Below are 17197 nucleotides of genomic sequence, written 5' to 3'. Positions count from 1 at the left end.
CGAATTACGTTTCGTCGGTGTGCTGGTGGCCAATCGCGCCCGCGAGTGTCAGGAGGTAGCCGAGTCCGTGCTGGACGTCCGGATCACGCAGCCCACGAATCAGGCTGACAGCGCCGACCTGCTCGGGGGGATTTCGCTCTGCTTCGCCGAGGCCCGCAAGCAGTGTCTCGATGCCATCGCGGGTGTCCTCGTCCGCGGCGGTCTGTGCAACCTCGCCGAGCGCGGCGCCGGTGCCGGACAGCGACCTGACCATCTCGTCGTCGAGGGCAGCAGTCGCCAGCGAACCGACTTCGGCGAGTTCAGCCAGTTCGTCGAGCGTGCCGCTTCGCTGAAGGGTCAGCAGCGTCTCGACAGCTTCTTGCAGGTCGTCGCCGTTCTCACCGACTGTTTCCGCCAGCGCGACTGTTTCCTCGGTTGCGAGACCGTCTGCGGATTCGGCAAGCGTCGACCCCGTCGCCGAGAGTTCGCGCACCATCTCGTCGTCGAGGGCGCTTTCGCCCAGCGAGAGCACGTCTAACAGTTCGTTGATTGCGTCGAGATGGTCGACGAACTCGGCGACCGCTTCGGGATTCTGTTCGATGGCCGCTTCGAGCTCGGACCGTTCTGAGAGTTGTTCGTCGGACATGGTCAGAGCAACCCTCGTGCGGTGAGCCAGTAGGACTCGTTGTACGCCAGTTTCGACCAGTGGAGTTTCTGCGAGGGCGGTGCTGGCGACGGCGGGCTCTCGTAGTCGAACTCGACGAACGACGCCGCGTCCATCCCCGTCTCGATGAAACACAGCGTCTTCCCGTCGTAGATCGCAGTCGCCGGTCGCCCGCGAATCTCACTGGCGAGTCGCTGTCCGACGACGCCGGCCTGATAGTGGGCGACGCTGCCCGCGTTCGGGACGCCGGTGTCGGCAGTGTCACCGAGAGCGTAGATGTTGTCAGCGGCCTCGGCTTCGAGCGTCCGCTTGTCGACATCGACCCAGCCGTCGTCGCCCAGCCCTGCCTCCTCGATCAACTCGACGCCGCCGTGGGGTGGGATCGTTACGAGCAGGTCGTAGTCGAGGTCGGAGCCCTCCATCGAGGTGATCGTCTTTGCGTCGGGATCGATCTCCTCGGCGTTGAAGAAGGTCTCGACCTCGATATCGCGTTCGTCCATGATCGGCCGGGCCCACTCGGCGATGTGGGGGTTGCCGTGGACGCGCTGGATGGGGTACGTGTAGGTGATGTCGATATCGTCGCGGAGGCCGCGCTCGCGGAACCAGTCGTCGGCCATGAAGACGAATTCAAGCGGCGCTGCCGGACACATGTGCGGTGAGCCGATGACACTCAACACGAGGTGGCCGTCGGTGAACTCAAGTAGTTCCTCCCGGAGCGCGGTCGCGCCAGATTCGCTGTAGTAGTCGTGTCCACCCTCCGCGAGGCCGGGAATTCGTTCGGGTTCGAGTGTCGACCCGGTCGCGAGTACGAGATAGTCGTACTCGACTGGCTGTGGGCGGTCGCGAAACCGCAACTGCTGGCCGTCGGTATCGATGTCGGTCACGCGGTCGATCCAGAGGTCGACGCTGTCGTCGACGAGTTCGTCGAGCGGACGCCGACCATCGTCCGGTTCGCGCTGTCCGAAGGGCACGTACAGCCAGACCGGCTTGTAGACGTGCTCCGGGTCGTCGTTAATCAGCGTGATTCGAACGTCGCCGGCGGCCAGTTCGGAGTCCAGTCGCTCCGCGAGGTCGTTCGCGAGAACGGTCCCACCAGTTCCGCCACCGAGGATGACGACGTGTTCGGTCATGCTTTCTCCACGTAAAACTCCGTGTAGTCGTCGAGTTCCTCGACCGCGAGCAGTTCGTTTCCGGCCTCCTCGGCCCACTCCGGAACGTCGGTGAGCGACTGCTCGTTGTCACTCAACAGTCGGATCACGTCGCCGGACTCGGCACTCCGAATCTGTCCGATGAGATCCATCAGTGGACCGGGACAGGCAGCACCTCGTGCGTCGACGGTTTCGTCGGGTTCGATATCAGTCATGGCTATCTCACAACTGAAAGTACGACCCCGCCCCATTAATATTGTACTATTATTCCAAGATTGTGAAAACGCGTCTCGGGACGTGGCGGAGGGATACCGTGGAGTCCTGAGTCCAGACCACGGAGTCCCCGTTACTGCTCGCTGAGGGAGTGCCACGCCTCCGGAATCTGTGTGTAGATCACCGCGTTGTCGACGAGCGCGTCGACTGGAATGTACTCGTCGATGGCGTGGACGGTGTCGGTCCCGAGGGCGAATTCGACGGCTGGAATGTCCGCGTTCCGCAGCGTCTTGGCGTCGCCGCCGCCCGTTGCGCTCCGGCGGAAGACCCGTTCGCTCGTCACCGCTTGTGCCGTCGACGCGGTCGCCTCGACGAGCGGACCGTCGGGTGCCTCGGCAGTCCCGACACTCCAGGAGACATCGGCGATTGTGATGCCCTCACAATCGGCGACGCAGGAGCGGATTTCCGAGAGTAGAGTCGGCGTCTGCACACCCGCAGTCAGGCGGATATCGATCTCGGCGCGGGCGGACTGGGGGACGCTATTGATCGCGTCGCCGCCTTCGATGACACCGAGGTTGATCGACGGATATCGGAAGAGTTCTCTGGCGATATCCTCGCCCATCATCGGGGTGTAGTACTCGACTGATTCGTCGATGATCGGGTCCACCGCAGTATCGATGTCGAGTTTCTTGCTGCCGAAGCGGTTGCGCAGCGTCTCGATCGCGTCGTAGAGGCGGTCGATGGCGTTGACACCGAGTGCTGGACGTGATCCGTGGGCACCCTCGCCGCGTGCTTCGAGCGTCAGCCAGATGCTGCCACGGTCGGCGACTGTCACGGAGTGGCGACCCATCTCACAGGTTGGCTCGCCGATCACACAGGCGTCGGCGTCGAGATGGCCGGAGTCCAGCAGCGCGGGTAAGCCGGCGTCGCCGCCGACCTCCTCGTCGCTAACCAGCGCAACGAGGAGGTCGACCGGTGGTTCGGTGTCAGTCGCTGCGAACGCCCGAATCGCGAACAGCATCGATGCCACTGCACCCTTCATATCGGTCGCGCCGCGGCCGTAGACGAGACCATTGACGTGCTCGCCGAACGGATCACGAGTCCACGACTCGATGTCGAACGGCACCGTATCGAGGTGGCCGTTGTACAACAGCGTCCTGTCCGACGCGCCCGGGACGCGAACGAGCAGATTCGGCTTCGCCGGATCGACCGCGAAGCGCTCGACGTCGACGGGAAGTGGGTCGAGAAATCGCTCGATCTCCTCGACAATCTCGCGCGTGTCGCCGGGTGGGTTCGACGTGTCCATCGCGAGGAGATCGAGCGCCAGTGTGACGAGATCCTCTCGGTGGTCGCGGAGGAACTCGGCCGGAGTGGCGTCGCTCATGCGTCGAGTTTCCCCGCCAAGACTTTCGCCGCCGTGAGGATCGGATCCCAGACGGGACTGAACGGCGGCGCGTAGGCCAGATCGGCGTCTCGCAGTTCGGACACTGTCAGGCCACCGGTCAGCGCCATCGCGACGGTATCGATCCGCTTTGCTCCCTCCCGACCGACGACTGTCCCGCCCAGGAGCGTGCCGGAGTCGCGGTCGGCTAGCAGCGTCACGGTGAGTTCCTCGCCGCCGGGGTAGTAGTGTGCCCGTGTCGATGCCGAGATCGATACCGAGACGGGATCGAAGCCCGCCTCGCTCGCGCGCTGTTCGTCGACGATCCCGGTCCTGGCAGCCCCGAGATCGAATGCCTTGACGATCGCTGTTCCGGCAGTTTCGCCGACGGGTTCCGGATCGCCGGTTACGGTCTGTCCGATAGCACGGCCCGCGCGGTTGGCGGTCAACGCCAGCGGGACGTGGTCGGGGTCGCCGGTCACGACGTTCCGGGCCTCGGCGTTGTCGCCCGCCGCGTAGATATTCTCGTAGTTCGTCCGACCGTACTCGTCGGTGGCGATGGCACCGGTTTCGCCTACCTCGATGCCTGCCTGCTCGGCGAGGTCGGTGTTCGGTGCGACTCCGACCCCGACGATCACGATATCGACCGCCCGGGAGTCGTCTTCGAGGGCGACGCGCTCGACGGAACTCTCTCCCTCGAAGCCCGACACTGCGGTGTCGAGATGGAGGTCGACCCCCTGTTCTCGCAGATGTTCTTCGACGGCCTCAGCCACCGTATCGCCGAATGGCTGGAGGACGTGTGGTAGCATCTCGTAGAGACTGACATCGAGGCCCCGTTCCGACAGTGCCTCGGCCATCTCGATACCGACGTAGCCGCCGCCGACGATGGCCGCAGAGTCCGGCGACCGCTCGCTGACGTACTCCTCGATGGCATCGGCTTCGTCCATGTCGTGAATCGTGAACACCCCGTCGAGGCCCAGCCCGTCGAACGGCGGTTCGATCGCGGTTGCTCCCGTCGCGACGAGGAGGTGGTCGTACGACTGCTCGAATTGCTCCCCACGACCCTCGACCGTGACAGTTTCGGCCTCGGGATCGATCCCGACGACTTCGTGGCCCGTGCGCAGATCGATCTCTCGCTCCTCGCGAAACTGCTCGGGCGTCACGGTGACCAGATCGTCGAGGTCCTCGACTGCGCCTTTGACGTAATAGGGCATTCCACAGGCGGCATACGACACCCACTCGCCTTTCTCGAAGACGATCACGTCCATCTCTGGCTGCTCGCGCTTGGCCTTGCTCGCAGCGCTCATCCCTGCAGCATCTCCGCCGACGATCACAAGCGTGTCGCTCATGTTTTATCGTTGGAACGCCGCGCTCAAAAGAATTTCGTGGTTTCCACAATACCACAACTGCTCCTACCACCAGTCGTCCCGGGCGGGATCATCCACAGTTGGACAGCGCGTACTCTTCGTCGGTGCTCGGAGTGCTCAACTCCCGTTCTAGGATTGTGCGTACTGGACTGTGTCCGGTCCGGAGGCCGGAGTTCGGGCTCGTTCGATTAGGAACCGGTACCCAAAGTGATTTTGCTCTGTGGACCCAATACAGCACACGAATGACGCTCCCAATCGACCCGACTCAGATCGATCCGGACGACATCGGCGAAGAACAGACGACTCTCGAGATGGGCCACGAGGAAGCAATCGAACACGTCCGTGAGGTGTTCTCCGACGCGGGATTCGGCGTCCCCGTCGAATTCTCTCCCTCGGAGATGCTCAACGAGAAAGTCGACGCTGGCCGGGACCCGTACTACGTGCTGGGTGCCTGCAACCCCGAGGTTGCCGACCGTGCTCTCGATGCGACAGACAACAAACTCGGTGCCCTGATGGCCTGTAACGTCGTCATCTGGGAGGAAGAGCCCGGGAAACAGCGAGTCTATCACGTCTCGATCATGCGTATCGCGCGACTCGTCGGGATGGCTCCCGACAACGAGGAGATGGCAGATATCGTCGCCACCACCGGCGAACTCGTCGACGAAGCCTTCGAGAACCTCTAAGATGGGACATCACACGTTCGATGCCGACCGTGCTGACAAACTCGAAGACGCACGGCAGCGATACCGGCATCTCTCCGCTGAGGAACTCCTGTGGGCACTCTCGGCCGACGGGGACGACACGGTCGCAGACCTCGGCAGCGGGACCGGATTCTACACTGACGACGTTGCGCCGTCGGTTGGGCGGGTGTACGCTGTGGACATCCAAGAAGCGATGCACGACTACTACCGAGAGAAAGGTGTCCCCAACAACGTCGACCTCGTGACCAGCGGAATCGACGACCTCCCGCTGGAAACCGACAGCCTCGACGCGGCGTTCTCGACGATGACCTACCACGAGTTCGCCAGCGAGCTAGCGATGCGTGAACTGTCCCGGGTGCTCGACGAACAGGGTACCCTCGTCGTCGTCGATTGGGCGGCCACCGGCAGCGGAGACCACGGTCCGCCCGTCGACGAGCGATTCTCTGCCACCGAGGCCGCAGATGCACTCCGGCAACACGGATTCGAGATTAAATTCGAGGCGGTACGACCGGAGACGTTTCTGCTGGTCGCGAACGCGGAATAGCTGTCCGCAGATCGGAAGGTGGTATCGAATTGGCCCTTCCGGCTGCAATGCAGGGACGAAGTTCTGGCTGGTGAGTTCCGAGACAGCGGAGACACGATTCAGAGGGCACTCTGCCGCGACGACGGGCATGGACCCACTCGTCGTAGGTGGTAGTGATCGGAACCGATACGCGTATCGCGCAGCCGACCATGTGTACGATCCACACATAAGGAGAGCTTACACTGCCTGCACGAACGGAAACGGAACGTGTTGGCGACTGGGGGCGGAATTAGGCTCTTTTTTGCGCTGCGAACGATTCAAACGGTGCCCAACCCAAGCGCTTGTTGTTCACAACGGCAATCACTTGGCACCGATTACCGTTGCAGGTGCTATGTATAACAATACAACTGGGAGTTGTGACTCTGGTTGCTGGAATACCCAGCAGTTAAAATGACTGACTCAGATAGCTCGCAAACAGTTCCAGAGCGCATAGCAGCATCGGTGCGGAATCAGTTCGACTCGGAGGACTCTCGTCGGACATTCTTGCAACGCACGGCGGCAGCAGGTGGCGGGTTACTCCTTCTCGGAACCGGCACCACCTTCGCACAGCAGGACGACGAGCAGGCCGAAGAGCCGATGTTCGACGACCAGCCCAACACGGATGTCGACGTCCTCAACTACCTACTTCCGGCCAAACGGCTCCAGCGGGACCTCTACGCCCAGGCTGTCGAGGAGTTCTCCGAGGGTGACTTCGGCGATGACCAGGAGAGCGAGGATACGACCACGCCCGGTGAGGACGAAGAGACGACAGACGAGGAAGACGACGGAGCTACCGCACCTGAAGACGAGGAAGACGGAAACGAGACGACGGCCCCGGATGATGAAGAAGACGAGAACGCGACCGACGCTGGCGGTAACGAAACCTCTGCGCTCCAACAGACCCAGCAGGCGTCCGGCAGTCTGTACGCTACTTTAGAGGAGATCAGCAGTCAGAAAGAACAGCACGTGACCGTCCTCGAACAGACTGTCGAACTGCTTGGCGGCGGAGTCACACCCCAGCCAGGGGGCGATATGACCCGGCCAGAGCAGGACGACAACACCACGGAAGAAGAGGACTCCGAGGATACGGCCGAACAGCCGGATGAGGACGATAACACGACTCAACAAGACGACGAGACGGGCGGTACCGAGGGAACGACCCAGCCAGAGCAGGAACAGAGCTTCGAGTTTGAGTTCGAGGATGCGGACGGGTTCCTCCAAACGGCCGCGGAAGTCGAAAACACCATCGCGGGTGCACACCTGGGTGCGGCCGGCTACATCGAGAGCCCGGACCTTCTGAACGCGGTGCTGTCGATCTACGCTGTCGACGCTCGCCACGCTGGCGTCGTCAACAGAGCCGCTGGTCAGCCGGCGGCCCCCGAAGCCTTCGAGCAGGCGCTCTCCCAGTCTGAAGTTCAGGATACTGTCAGCCAGTTCGCCGGCGGAGGCGGTGCTGATACCGGAGTCGGCGGAGACGAGGAAGATGATACCGGCGTTGGTGAAGACGACGGAACGGACGGCAACGAGACTGAAAACGAAACGTGACCAGCAACGTCTCGTACCTGTTCAGTAGCTAACTCTGTCAATTCCACGCCCGACTTTTTTATACGGCCGATTTGTACCCGGGATACTCTCATCAGAGAGGTGGGCCGTGGCGGGGCCGCCGTTTCGAGCAGGCAGTAGACCTTAGAGGGCAGCGGTCGATGATCGGGCGTGTCCGGGGAATACGAGATCGATCATCGACTGGGCGACAGCGCAGAGAACGTTCATATCGGCGTCTGGGACAACTCGCTCGACCCCGTCTGCTCCGTCGAATCGGGGGCAGTCGTGGAGTTCGAGTGCCGCGGCGCGCCAAACGGCGCGTTCGACCAAGACTCGACGGTCGAAGACCTCGAAGCGATGTCCTTCGAGGGACATCCGCTGACCGGCCCCGTCGCAGTCGAGGGAGCACAACCGGGCGACGTGCTCGAAATCGAATTGCTCGACTTCGAGCACAAAGGCTTCGGCGTGACCTACTTCTACCCCGAAGCAAAAGACAAGGGACTGCTCCCCGCCGAATTCGACAAACCGGGCCTTCACATCTGGGACCTCGACGACGATGTTGGGAGATTCGTCGACGGTATCGAGGTCCCGCTCGATCCGTTTCCGGGAATCGCTGGTGTCGCACCCGCCGACGACGGCGAACACAGCACGACTCCACCGCGCCGCGTCGGAGGGAATCTGGATATCAAACATCTCACCGCGGGATCGACGCTGTATCTTCCCGTCGAGGTCGCAGGGGGGCTGTTCAGTATCGGCGACTGTCACGCCGCACAGGGCGACGGCGAGGTGTGTGTGACGGGAATCGAAGCCCCCATGTTCGTCACTGCACGGCTGACCGTCCGGTCGGATCTGGAGATCGAACACCCACAGTTCGAGACGACTGGGCCCTTTACTCCGACCGGGAGCGACGAGTCGATGTACGCGACGACGGGAATTGCCGAGGATCTCATGGACGCGACGAAACTGGCCATTCGGCACATGATCGACCATCTCCACGAGCAGCGCGGATTGAAGCGGTCGGAGGCGTATCTCCTCTGTTCGGCCGCTGTCGATCTGAAGATAAACGAGGTCGTGAATCAGCCGGCGTGGACGGTTTCAGCGTACCTTCCCGAGAGTCTCTTTCCAAACTAGCCACAGAATCACCCATCAGGACCGATTGCGCCGTCGACTCCGCCCGCCCAGCCCCAGAGAGTGGGAACTAGCCCGTCTCACTCAGAGTTTGTCAGCCTTACGCGCCTGCTCAGAGCGACGCTGGGACTGATCGAGGCGGTTCGAGGCGGCGTTTGCGACCCCGGGCGGGAGCGAGTCACGTGCCGCTTCGAGTCGGGATTGGACGCGTTCCAGTCGTGTCGCAACCGCTTCGAGTTGCTGATTTGTATTGGCACGGTCGTTGGATCGCGCTCGTTCGGCTGCTCGCTCGGCCGCTTCGACGACCGCTGCAAGCGCCTGTTCCAGACCGCGAATCGCGTTCTCCGGGCCGCCAGACTGTCCGTTTCCTGAACTCGATTCGTCGTCGTCGTCGGTATCGCCCACATCCACCTCGTCCGCGGCGGCGGCGACCTGCGCCCGCGTCTCTTCGGCAACGTCGGCGAGGTACTCGGCGAGCGAACCCTTGCCAGTTTCCGGGCGCTCGATCCGGATCTTCTCCTCGGGGTTGGGATTGACACGAACCGCGCCGATCTCGTCGTCTACATCCCGGACTTCGGCAGTGAACGCGCCACCCTGATGGACGTAGACGGCGTCGGGACCGGATAGCGGGGCGTCGTAGAGCCGACCGGCGAAGTCGTCCTCGACGGCGAATTTGCGCAGATCGGCGTCGGACTCACGTGGGTCGACTTCGAGTTTCGTCGCCTTCTCGTTTGCGACCACAGGAATCTCCCCATCAGCACCCGCGAGGTCGGGTGTATCGTCTCTCGTAACAGTAATGGTCTCGCTGTGCGGGGCAACGCCCGCCCCGTTGATCGTCAGCCTGTGTTCACCCTCGGGGACGTTTTTGAGAACCGCCAGCCCCTGAAAGGTCGGGACGGCCACGGGATCACTCTGGAGGAGCGCGAACATCTCGAGCGGGGACTCGATACTCGCTAATCCGTCGCCTTCGGGAGCGTCCTCGGAGGCGACCACGTTGGAGACTCTCGCGACGACCTGATTGGCCTGTGAGGGTGGCGCAATCGCGTCGTACCGGTTGGCGAGGGCTTGCCGGTGGTCCGTCTCTGTAATGTCACTCGCCGGTTGCTCGTACCGGGGGTCTTTCCACGGGACACCGGTGGTCGTGATATGACTAGCAACGATATCTTCCGCAAACTGTGGGATAGCGAAGGGAAAACTGAGCTGTTCTCCCGCGAAATTCTCGATATGTTCGAGGTCGGCGGTCGGGAGCAGTTGGTAGCTCTCGTCGGCGTCGCTCTCTCTGCCCTCGTACTCGAAGTACAGCCCCGTCTCACGGGTCGGCAGGTTCGTGGGGGGAGACTGTAGCGCGTCGAAGGACTCGATGACCAGGTCGTCAGAGACGAGGTCGGACTGCTCAACGGAAGGCAGGTCGGGGTGTTCGTAGATCCGGTTGCCGTCGAGTTCGGGAACGAGATACGGAAGCGCCAGTCCCTCGTCGCGCGGCAGGCCGTACGCAAGCGGAATAGCCGCCAGATCACCGAGTTCGTCGACGACGCTGTTCGTGATGTCGGCGATTCCGCCGTCTAGCGGGAGCCGCTGGAACCGCGTCTCGTCGTCGTTGAGAGAGAGCCCGCTGGAATGCGAGCCGAGTTCGGAAAGCAGTCGTGGCTGTTGGTCGGGGTCGGGATCCAGATGTTCGTTGTTCGGTGCCGACCGGGAGTGGGCGCTGGCGACGTGTAACTGGGGTTCGCCGCTGTCCGTGTCGACGAAGACCTGCAGGAGTTCCCAGTCATGCCAGTGGAAGTTGGTGCTGAACTGATCGAACGCGGAGTACAGCCAGAACTGGACGACGGCCAACGGAGCGTCCTCGTACTCGACGACGTGATAGAAGACACTCGGTTCCGGCGGGTCCTCACTGCCGCCCGCGTTGACGTACCCCTCGAACGCATCGAAGCCGTCGACGATAGTCGAACCGTCCTGTTCGCTCTCGAACTGTCGAGGATCGGTCGGGAACCACTTCTCGTTGGTATCGAAATACAGCGCCGGCGCGAACTCCTCGGCGAGACTCTGCGCTCGCTCGCCCTCGACTTCGTTCGTTTCTCCGTCGTCCCCGCGGTCGAAAAACGAACAGCCTGCGAGTGCGGCGACACCCCCGCCCGCGACTCCGGCCAAGAGTTTCCGACGATTCATCGACGAGTCCGACCTATCGTCCATGTTTTCCTCTCGTGAGCCACCCTCCGGAAGATACGAGTACAGTTGATCGCAAATGTAGCAGACTCATAATTCCAAGTTCGTACAGCGGGGAGGTCAATAGGTCTTCTGGCAGCAAGCGGTTTCGATCCCCGCTCTCGCTGACCGCGACTCGACACTGCGACGGCCCGGACTCACTCGATATCCTCCGGTTGCGTCCCAACTCCCTCCGGCCAGCCAGTCGGTTGTGCTGCGGTTGGCTCGGCATACTCTCGTTTGAGTACCATCGGCGTCCGTTCGAGCGAGAGCACGAGGTCGTCGTCCTGATTGTACGCCCGAAGTTCGGTCGTGACAATACCGACGTGCTCGCGCGAGTCACTCTCGTGCTTGTCGAGGACTTCCGATTCGGCGAAGATCGTATCGCCGTGATAGACCGGCTCGTGATGGCGGATTTCGTCGTAGCCGAGATTCGCTGTCGCGTTGGCGGAGATGTCGATGACGCTCATCCCAACTGCGAGGGCGATGACGAAGGTGCCGTCGACGAGGCGTTCGCTGAATTCGGTTTCGGCGGCGTAGGCCTCGTTGAAATGCATCGGGTTGAGGTTCATCGTCAGATTCGTGAACCAGACGTTGTCCGTCTCCGTGACTGTCCGGCCGTAGGGATGTTTGTAGACGTCCCCGACGGCAAAGTCCTCGAAATACCGGCCCTCCCAGCCGGAGACGAGCCGACGGTCGGTCTCCTCGTCAGTCATCGTCCACCCACCCGTTGCGTGCGAACACTCGAATCATCAGTTCCCGACTACGAACGGCGGGTTCTCAAACGTTGTCACGACGGGACAATCAGTCAATCATTTCAGTGAACGGGCTGAAACGGAGTGTATGCAAACGCTCTCACCTACGGCCGCTGTCCGGCGGGGGTACCGATGGTAGATCTGGTTCTCTCTGCGTCGCAGTTGCTGCTGGCGGTGTTCTTGGTCATCCTGAACGGCTTTTTCGTCGCTTCGGAGTTCGCATTCGTCCGCATCCGCTCGACATCTGTCGAACAACTCGTCGCGGAGGGGCGTGCTGGTTCCGGCACGCTTCAGGATGTCGTGGCAAATCTCGACAACTATCTGGCCGTCACCCAACTCGGGATCACCATCGCCTCACTCGGTCTCGGGTGGGTCGGTGAACCCGCTGTGGCCGCGCTGCTCGAACCCGTGCTCGAACCAATTCTCCCGGCCAGTCTCATCCATCTCGTCGCCTTTATCGTCGGTTTCAGTGTCATCACATTCCTGCACGTCGTCTTCGGAGAACTGGCCCCGAAGACGATTGCCATCGCGGAGGCAGAGAAACTCTCACTGTTCGTCGCGCCACCGATGAAGTTCTTCTATTACATCTTCTACCCCGGCCTCGTGGTGTTCAACGGAACGGCCAACGCCTTCACGCGGATGATCGGCATCCCGCCGGCCTCGGAGACCGACGAGACGCTCGGTGAACGCGAGATCAGGCGAGTGCTTGCGAGATCCGGTGAAGAGGGCCACATCGACATGGCCGAAGTCGACATGATCGAACGGGTGTTCGACCTCGACGACACCATCGCGCGCGAGGTGATGATCCCCCGACCCGACGTGGTGAGCATTCCGGCTGACGCCTCGCTGACGGAGATTCGCTCGACCGTCAAAGAGACCAAGCACACTCGCTATCCCGTCGTCGAAGGCGGAAACGACGACCAAGTCCTCGGATTTCTCGACGTGAAAGACGTGATGGAAGCCACCGATAACGGCGACAACGGGTCGACGGCCGAGGATCTGTCCCGTGAGATCATCGTCGTTCCCGAGACGATGCCGATCAACGACCTCCTCCTCCAGTTCCGGGACGACCAGCGACAGATGGCCGCGATCATCGACGAGTGGGGGGCGCTCGAAGGGATCGCGACCGTCGAGGACGTCGTCGAAGCCGTCGTCGGTGATCTCCGGGACGAGTTCGACGCCCAGGAAAAAGAGCCGGCGATGCAGCGGCGAGATGACGGTGCCTACGACATCGACGGGAGCGTCCCGCTGTCGCTTGCCAGCGAGACCCTCGGCGGCGAGTTCGAGACCGACGGATTCGACACCGTCGGTGGAATGGTTCTCGAACGGATCAACCGCGCTCCCGAAGTCGGCGACGAGGTCGAGGAATCGGGCTATCAGTTCGAGGTGACGGAGGTGGACGGAAACCGCATTCTCGCGGTCGAAGCGCACCCAGTCGACAACTCGGACGACGACGAATCCGAATAGGGTGCGATTTGCTGGATTCGTTCCGAAACGAGTCCGCACATCCGGGCGTGTAACTAAATTGACTCGGCGACGAATAGACAGTGATGAGTGAGAACCCACTCAACAATCTCGACCGCCGCATTCTGCATCTGCTGCAGGTGGACGCTCGCGGAGCCTCTGACACGGACATCGCGGCGGAAACGGACGTAACTGGAACGACCATCCACAACCGAATCAAGCAACTGGAAGAGGAGGGGATCATCCTCGGCTACAATCCAGAACTCGACTACGAGGCGGCGGGCTATCCGATGCAGGTGTTGTTCATCTGCTCGACAGACCTCTCCAACCGGTCGGAGATGGCGGAGAAAGCCCTCGAAGTTCGGGGTGTCGTCAACGTCCGGGAGATGCTGTCCGGCGAGGAGAACCTCCACGTCGAAGTTGTCGCCGAATCGACCTCCGAGATCGAGGAGAGTACCGACCAGTTAGACGACCTCGGTCTGCGAATCGTAAGTAGCGACATCCTGGCAAAAGAACACATCCAGCCGTGGAATCACTTCCATCAGGAGTTCGCCACCGAGGACGCCGACACACCCGAGGAAATCGGTTCGGACGACGAGTAGCCGCCCGCCAAGTCGGACGATTTGTTGGAGATCTGAATTCCGACCCGCGCTCTCCGTTCCATCGGCCCCTCTTCCTTGGAAATGTCAAACAAACCCTCGGCCTCACTCGGAAATGTAAAATACATATAATTATTTCAAAAAAGACATTAAGTCGGTTCGGCTCAAGGGGTAAAATATGGCATCATCGAACGCAGCGAGATTGGGTGAGACGTTCGAGCTCTTGGAACATCCCTACCGACGGTACGTGTTGTACTACCTGCGAACACACTCCGGGGGAGTCGACATCGAGACCCTCGCAGCAATGCTCGCCAACGAACTGGACGGTCCATCCGTGACTGGGGGACGAGAGACGGCCGGACAGATCGAGATCGCCCTCCATCATAGGCATCTTCCGCACCTCGCCGATGCTGGCCTCATCACGTTCACGCAGGACGAGCAATCGGTCGAACTCGAAGGGATGAACGGCCACGGCCCGTTTGTAGAGGAGGCCGCACGTATCGACGGCTATGCGAATCCCGACGCGAACGAGTGAAAACAAGCCTCGATCACAGTCGCTCCATCCACGACGCTGTGCCGGGTTTTTTTGTCTGTCGAATTGGTTCAAAAAGAGGGCCAGCCCCCACAGCGGGCCGGCCGCGACCAGGATGAATGCAATGATCATTGGCCCGAAGAGACCGTACGTACTCAGCCCGATATCGTTCTGCAGGACCGCGAGAACGACGCCGGCGACGATCAACTGAAAGAACAACCGGTAGGGAGCCAGCGCCGAACCCGGATCGCCGACGAACCGTTCCACTGCCAGCCCAACACCGAGGACAGCACCGAGCAACGCGAACAGCCCCAGATACGGCTAAATGCGGTCGACGACCCGCGAGCCAAGACTCTCTCCGGGAAGGGAATTGCCGGCGGACATCAACTACTCACCCCTTCGGTCTGGCTCGATTCGGTACCCGACTCCCGGACGGTGCGACGCGAACTAACCGGGACCGGCAGACGCTGTGTGGGTGGGCCGGTCGCCGACGCTGTGAGTCTCATTGCAGACTCCCCTTGTGAATACCCGATCATAAACCGCGGAAACTGTTCAGTGAAATTGAATGAAATGCAACGGTTCTCCGACGGTTGCAGCGAATTTCGACCCGAACACGGACGTGAAATGGACTGCAACTGTCTCGAAACCGCTCCAAAATCGGGAGGTGAAAACACTCAACCTTCGAGATTACGACGTTTCGCTCGCCGGTGGGTTTATGCTTTTACCAGATGACAGATACTGATGGTACGGTACCGTACCACACAACGGGAAACAGGGATATGACAGAGACAACATTCGCAAGCGACCAGTGGTGGGAGGCGTATCGGGACGTGGTCAACGAGGACACCGAGATGACGATGCACGGGCGGGACGCGTTCGACGAGAATTTCCTAATCGGAATCGGAGAGCAGCACCATCTCATCGAAATGGACGACGGTGCGGTCGAGACTGTGCGGACCCCGGGACTCGACGACTCGTGGTCGTTCGGCGTCGTCGGACCCCGAGAGGCGTGGGAGCAGTTCGTCCAGGAAGTGCCGCCGGCACACCACAACGAACTGTTCGCCTCGTTTTACCGGACGGCAGTCAAACAGGAGGAGGGCTATTTCGACCTGATCGGCGATCACAAGAAAATTTTCCAGAACTTCCGGTCGTTCCAGCGAGCAATCGAACTGATGCGAACGACCGAAAACGGGAGAACGCCGAAAACGGAGGGAACGACGCGGCCGCCGGAGGCCACCGACGCCGCAGAGGGTGGGTTCGTGACCGTCGAACTCGACGGCGTCGATCATCGGATCTACTACGAGGCGGCCGGTCCAGAGGACGGGATTCCGCTGCTCTGTCAGCACACCGCCGGTTGTAACAACCAGCAGTGGCGCCACGTCCTCAACGACGAGGAGATAACCGACGAGTTCAGGGTTATCGCCTACGACCTGCCACATCACGGCAAGTCCGTCCCGCCGTCGGGGGAATCGTGGTGGACCGACCAGTACGATCTGACGGCCGAACGATTCACCGACACCATCGTCGGGATTGCCGACGCGCTCGATCTGGCCGATCCAGTCTTCATCGGATCGAGCATGGGCGGAACAATTACGCTCGAACTGGGCGACTGGTACCCGGACCGCTTCCGGGCACTGATCGGGCTGGAAGTCGGCCTGTTCACGCCCGGATTCTACATCGGCTGGCTGGACCATCCACATATCAACACCAACGACGTGAACTCGTGGGCGACGTGGGGGCTGATGGCGCCACACAGTCCCGAGTGGGCGCGCCGGGAAACGCTGTACAACTACGAACAAAGTGCTAACGGCGTTCTGAAAGGTGATCTGTACTACTACTCGGTCGAACACGACTACCGCGAGGACGCCGCAAATATCGACGCGACGGCGACGCGGATGTACCTGATGAACGGGGAGTACGATTACCTGACCAACCCGGACGACGCCCGGCAGGCGGCCGACGCGATCGGCGAGGGCGCAACGGCCCACGAGATGAAAGCGACCGGCCACTTCCCGATGGCTGAACGGCCGCATCTATTCCCCGAGTATCTGAAACCGGTGCTGGCGGATATTCGAGGCGACCGAGCAGAACCGCTGCCCGAAGTGTTCCGTCCGGAGGACTTCGACGTGGACGCAAATCGGTGATCACGATGACAGACTCACTTGATCCAACGACGTACAGCGGCATGCCGCAAGGAGAACAGATACCCGCACCACAGATCGTCAAGGACGCACGCGCGCTCGTGATCGGCTACGAGGCCGACCCCGAGGTGCTGGAGTCGGTGCTTCCGCCGGGGCTGGAACCCCATCCTAACAATCTGGTCCAGATGAACATGTACCGGGTCCCCTCGGCGACACAGACGGGCCATCTGCCGCCGTACTCACTGACCTATCTGACCGTCGAGATTGCAGATCACGATAGCTCGGCGCTCAGCGAAGCAGGCGGTGAGATGTCGATTCCGGGGCGATACTGGGTCGGCTACTGGAACGACTCACCGGAGATGCAATCGTTCGTCCGGGAGACGATGGGTATTCCCTGCATGCCCGGCAGTTGCACGTGGGAAGAAGACGGCGACGAACTGACTTCGACGCTAACTGTCGACGATGAACCTGTAATCACGACGACGGCCTCGGTCGACGACGACCAGATCGACACGCTGTCGGGCCATCTCAACTACTACGCGCACCGGCAGATTCCCGATCCAAGCGGCGGAACACCGCAGATCAGCGAACTTGTCGAGATTCCGATTCCCTTCATCTGCGAACTGGCGAGTGCACAGGTCTCTGCTGTCGAGTTCGACTTTCCCGAGGGGTCTTCGTTCCAGCAGTTCGCCCCGATCGAACCGCTGTCGACGCCATCCGTACTGTACGGGACGATCACGATCACCTACTCGCAGGGCAGACCGGTTCGGGATTACCTGAGCGAAGAGTAGCTCCCGCGGGGAGTTTATTTCGCTC

The 17197-nt window shown here is 61.4% G+C and carries 16 protein-coding genes; 9 read left to right on the top strand and 7 right to left on the bottom strand.

Going from position 1 to position 17197, the window contains the following annotated elements; genetic code table 11:
* Nucleotides 1-4 precede the first annotated feature (4 nt).
* The 5 genes from V8P86_RS01175 to V8P86_RS01155 all read right to left on the bottom strand — a co-directional run bounded on the left by V8P86_RS01175 (nucleotide 5) and on the right by V8P86_RS01155 (nucleotide 4734).
* Nucleotides 5-625 carry a helical membrane plugin domain-containing protein gene (locus tag V8P86_RS01175; protein ID WP_336325406.1) on the bottom strand — a complete coding sequence of 207 codons (621 nt, stop codon included), beginning with the start codon at nucleotides 623-625 and terminating at the stop codon, nucleotides 5-7.
* Nucleotides 626-627: 2 nt separating this feature from the next.
* Nucleotides 628-1773, bottom strand: a complete 1146-nt coding sequence (locus V8P86_RS01170) for an NAD(P)/FAD-dependent oxidoreductase (RefSeq protein WP_336325405.1) — start codon at nucleotides 1771-1773, stop codon at nucleotides 628-630.
* Entirely contained in the window at nucleotides 1770-2006 is a 237-nt protein-coding gene (locus V8P86_RS01165) for a sulfurtransferase TusA family protein (RefSeq protein WP_336325404.1), read from the bottom strand. Before V8P86_RS01165 ends, V8P86_RS01170 begins: the two co-directional genes overlap by 4 nt.
* 131 nt (nucleotides 2007-2137) lie before the next feature.
* Nucleotides 2138-3388 (bottom strand): M20 family metallopeptidase, encoded by a 1251-nt coding sequence (locus V8P86_RS01160; protein ID WP_336325403.1) that lies wholly within the window; start codon nucleotides 3386-3388, stop codon nucleotides 2138-2140.
* Nucleotides 3385-4734, bottom strand: a complete 1350-nt coding sequence (locus V8P86_RS01155) for an FAD-dependent oxidoreductase (protein ID WP_336325402.1) — start codon at nucleotides 4732-4734, stop codon at nucleotides 3385-3387. The genes V8P86_RS01160 and V8P86_RS01155 overlap by 4 nt, the downstream gene beginning before the upstream one ends.
* A 260-nt stretch (nucleotides 4735-4994) precedes the next feature.
* On the opposite strand from V8P86_RS01155, the gene V8P86_RS01150 reads away from it, so the two are divergent.
* From V8P86_RS01150 to V8P86_RS01135, 4 genes are all read left to right on the top strand, one after another.
* Nucleotides 4995-5435, top strand: coding sequence for a DUF302 domain-containing protein (locus V8P86_RS01150; protein ID WP_336325401.1), 441 nt, complete (start codon nucleotides 4995-4997; stop codon nucleotides 5433-5435).
* A 1-nt stretch (nucleotide 5436) separates the two neighbouring features.
* Nucleotides 5437-5997 carry a class I SAM-dependent methyltransferase gene (locus V8P86_RS01145; protein ID WP_336325400.1) on the top strand — a complete coding sequence of 187 codons (561 nt, stop codon included), beginning with the start codon at nucleotides 5437-5439 and terminating at the stop codon, nucleotides 5995-5997.
* A 522-nt stretch (nucleotides 5998-6519) separates the two neighbouring features.
* Nucleotides 6520-7560: a ferritin-like domain-containing protein gene (locus V8P86_RS01140; protein ID WP_336325399.1), complete on the top strand. Its 1041-nt coding sequence runs from the start codon at nucleotides 6520-6522 to the stop codon at nucleotides 7558-7560.
* Nucleotides 7561-7728: 168 nt separating this feature from the next.
* Nucleotides 7729-8688 (top strand): acetamidase/formamidase family protein, encoded by a 960-nt coding sequence (locus V8P86_RS01135; RefSeq protein WP_336325398.1) that lies wholly within the window; start codon nucleotides 7729-7731, stop codon nucleotides 8686-8688.
* A gap of 81 nt (nucleotides 8689-8769) precedes the next feature.
* Here the strand turns inward: V8P86_RS01135 and V8P86_RS01130 are convergent, their stop codons facing one another.
* Together V8P86_RS01130 and V8P86_RS01125 are read right to left on the bottom strand one after the other, a co-directional pair.
* Nucleotides 8770-10878, bottom strand: a complete 2109-nt coding sequence (locus tag V8P86_RS01130; RefSeq protein WP_336325397.1) for a hypothetical protein — start codon at nucleotides 10876-10878, stop codon at nucleotides 8770-8772.
* 170 nt (nucleotides 10879-11048) lie between these two features.
* Nucleotides 11049-11606, bottom strand: coding sequence for a MaoC family dehydratase (locus tag V8P86_RS01125; RefSeq protein WP_336325396.1), 558 nt, complete (start codon nucleotides 11604-11606; stop codon nucleotides 11049-11051).
* Nucleotides 11607-11777: 171 nt separating this feature from the next.
* On the opposite strand from V8P86_RS01125, the gene V8P86_RS01120 reads away from it, so the two are divergent.
* The 5 genes from V8P86_RS01120 to V8P86_RS01100 all read left to right on the top strand — a co-directional run bounded on the left by V8P86_RS01120 (nucleotide 11778) and on the right by V8P86_RS01100 (nucleotide 17172).
* Nucleotides 11778-13112 carry a hemolysin family protein gene (locus V8P86_RS01120; RefSeq protein WP_336325395.1) on the top strand — a complete coding sequence of 445 codons (1335 nt, stop codon included), beginning with the start codon at nucleotides 11778-11780 and terminating at the stop codon, nucleotides 13110-13112.
* Between the two features lie 83 nt (nucleotides 13113-13195).
* Nucleotides 13196-13711 carry an Lrp/AsnC family transcriptional regulator gene (locus tag V8P86_RS01115; protein ID WP_336325394.1) on the top strand — a complete coding sequence of 172 codons (516 nt, stop codon included), beginning with the start codon at nucleotides 13196-13198 and terminating at the stop codon, nucleotides 13709-13711.
* Between the two features lie 175 nt (nucleotides 13712-13886).
* Nucleotides 13887-14243 carry a DUF7344 domain-containing protein gene (locus tag V8P86_RS01110; protein ID WP_336325393.1) on the top strand — a complete coding sequence of 119 codons (357 nt, stop codon included), beginning with the start codon at nucleotides 13887-13889 and terminating at the stop codon, nucleotides 14241-14243.
* Nucleotides 14244-15019: 776 nt separating this feature from the next.
* Nucleotides 15020-16384 carry an alpha/beta fold hydrolase gene (locus V8P86_RS01105; protein ID WP_336325392.1) on the top strand — a complete coding sequence of 455 codons (1365 nt, stop codon included), beginning with the start codon at nucleotides 15020-15022 and terminating at the stop codon, nucleotides 16382-16384.
* Between the two features lie 5 nt (nucleotides 16385-16389).
* On the top strand, nucleotides 16390-17172 hold the full coding sequence (locus V8P86_RS01100) for an acetoacetate decarboxylase family protein (protein WP_336325391.1): 783 nt from the start codon (nucleotides 16390-16392) through the stop codon (nucleotides 17170-17172).
* Nucleotides 17173-17197 lie beyond the last annotated feature (25 nt).

Source organism: Halovenus anhuiensis, assembly GCF_037080055.1.
GTDB lineage: Archaea > Halobacteriota > Halobacteria > Halobacteriales > Haloarculaceae > Halovenus.
Note: the sequence above shows the minus strand (reverse complement) of the source record. Positions and strands in the feature narration are given on the sequence as shown.

Bases quoted from the DNA above. Each gene is read 5' to 3' on its own strand.
- V8P86_RS01175 (WP_336325406.1), bottom strand. From the start codon at position 625: ATGTCCGACGAACAACTCTCAGAACGGTCCGAGCTCGAAGCGGCCATC.
- V8P86_RS01170 (WP_336325405.1), bottom strand. From the start codon at position 1,773: ATGACCGAACACGTCGTCATCCTCGGTGGCGGAACTGGTGGGACCGTT.
- V8P86_RS01165 (WP_336325404.1), bottom strand. From the start codon at position 2,006: ATGACTGATATCGAACCCGACGAAACCGTCGACGCACGAGGTGCTGCC.
- V8P86_RS01160 (WP_336325403.1), bottom strand. From the start codon at position 3,388: ATGAGCGACGCCACTCCGGCCGAGTTCCTCCGCGACCACCGAGAGGAT.
- V8P86_RS01155 (WP_336325402.1), bottom strand. From the start codon at position 4,734: ATGAGCGACACGCTTGTGATCGTCGGCGGAGATGCTGCAGGGATGAGC.
- V8P86_RS01150 (WP_336325401.1), top strand. From the start codon at position 4,995: ATGACGCTCCCAATCGACCCGACTCAGATCGATCCGGACGACATCGGC.
- V8P86_RS01145 (WP_336325400.1), top strand. From the start codon at position 5,437: ATGGGACATCACACGTTCGATGCCGACCGTGCTGACAAACTCGAAGAC.
- V8P86_RS01130 (WP_336325397.1), bottom strand. From the start codon at position 10,878: ATGGACGATAGGTCGGACTCGTCGATGAATCGTCGGAAACTCTTGGCC.
- V8P86_RS01125 (WP_336325396.1), bottom strand. From the start codon at position 11,606: ATGACTGACGAGGAGACCGACCGTCGGCTCGTCTCCGGCTGGGAGGGC.
- V8P86_RS01120 (WP_336325395.1), top strand. From the start codon at position 11,778: ATGGTAGATCTGGTTCTCTCTGCGTCGCAGTTGCTGCTGGCGGTGTTC.
- V8P86_RS01115 (WP_336325394.1), top strand. From the start codon at position 13,196: ATGAGTGAGAACCCACTCAACAATCTCGACCGCCGCATTCTGCATCTG.
- V8P86_RS01110 (WP_336325393.1), top strand. From the start codon at position 13,887: ATGGCATCATCGAACGCAGCGAGATTGGGTGAGACGTTCGAGCTCTTG.
- V8P86_RS01105 (WP_336325392.1), top strand. From the start codon at position 15,020: ATGACAGAGACAACATTCGCAAGCGACCAGTGGTGGGAGGCGTATCGG.
- V8P86_RS01100 (WP_336325391.1), top strand. From the start codon at position 16,390: ATGACAGACTCACTTGATCCAACGACGTACAGCGGCATGCCGCAAGGA.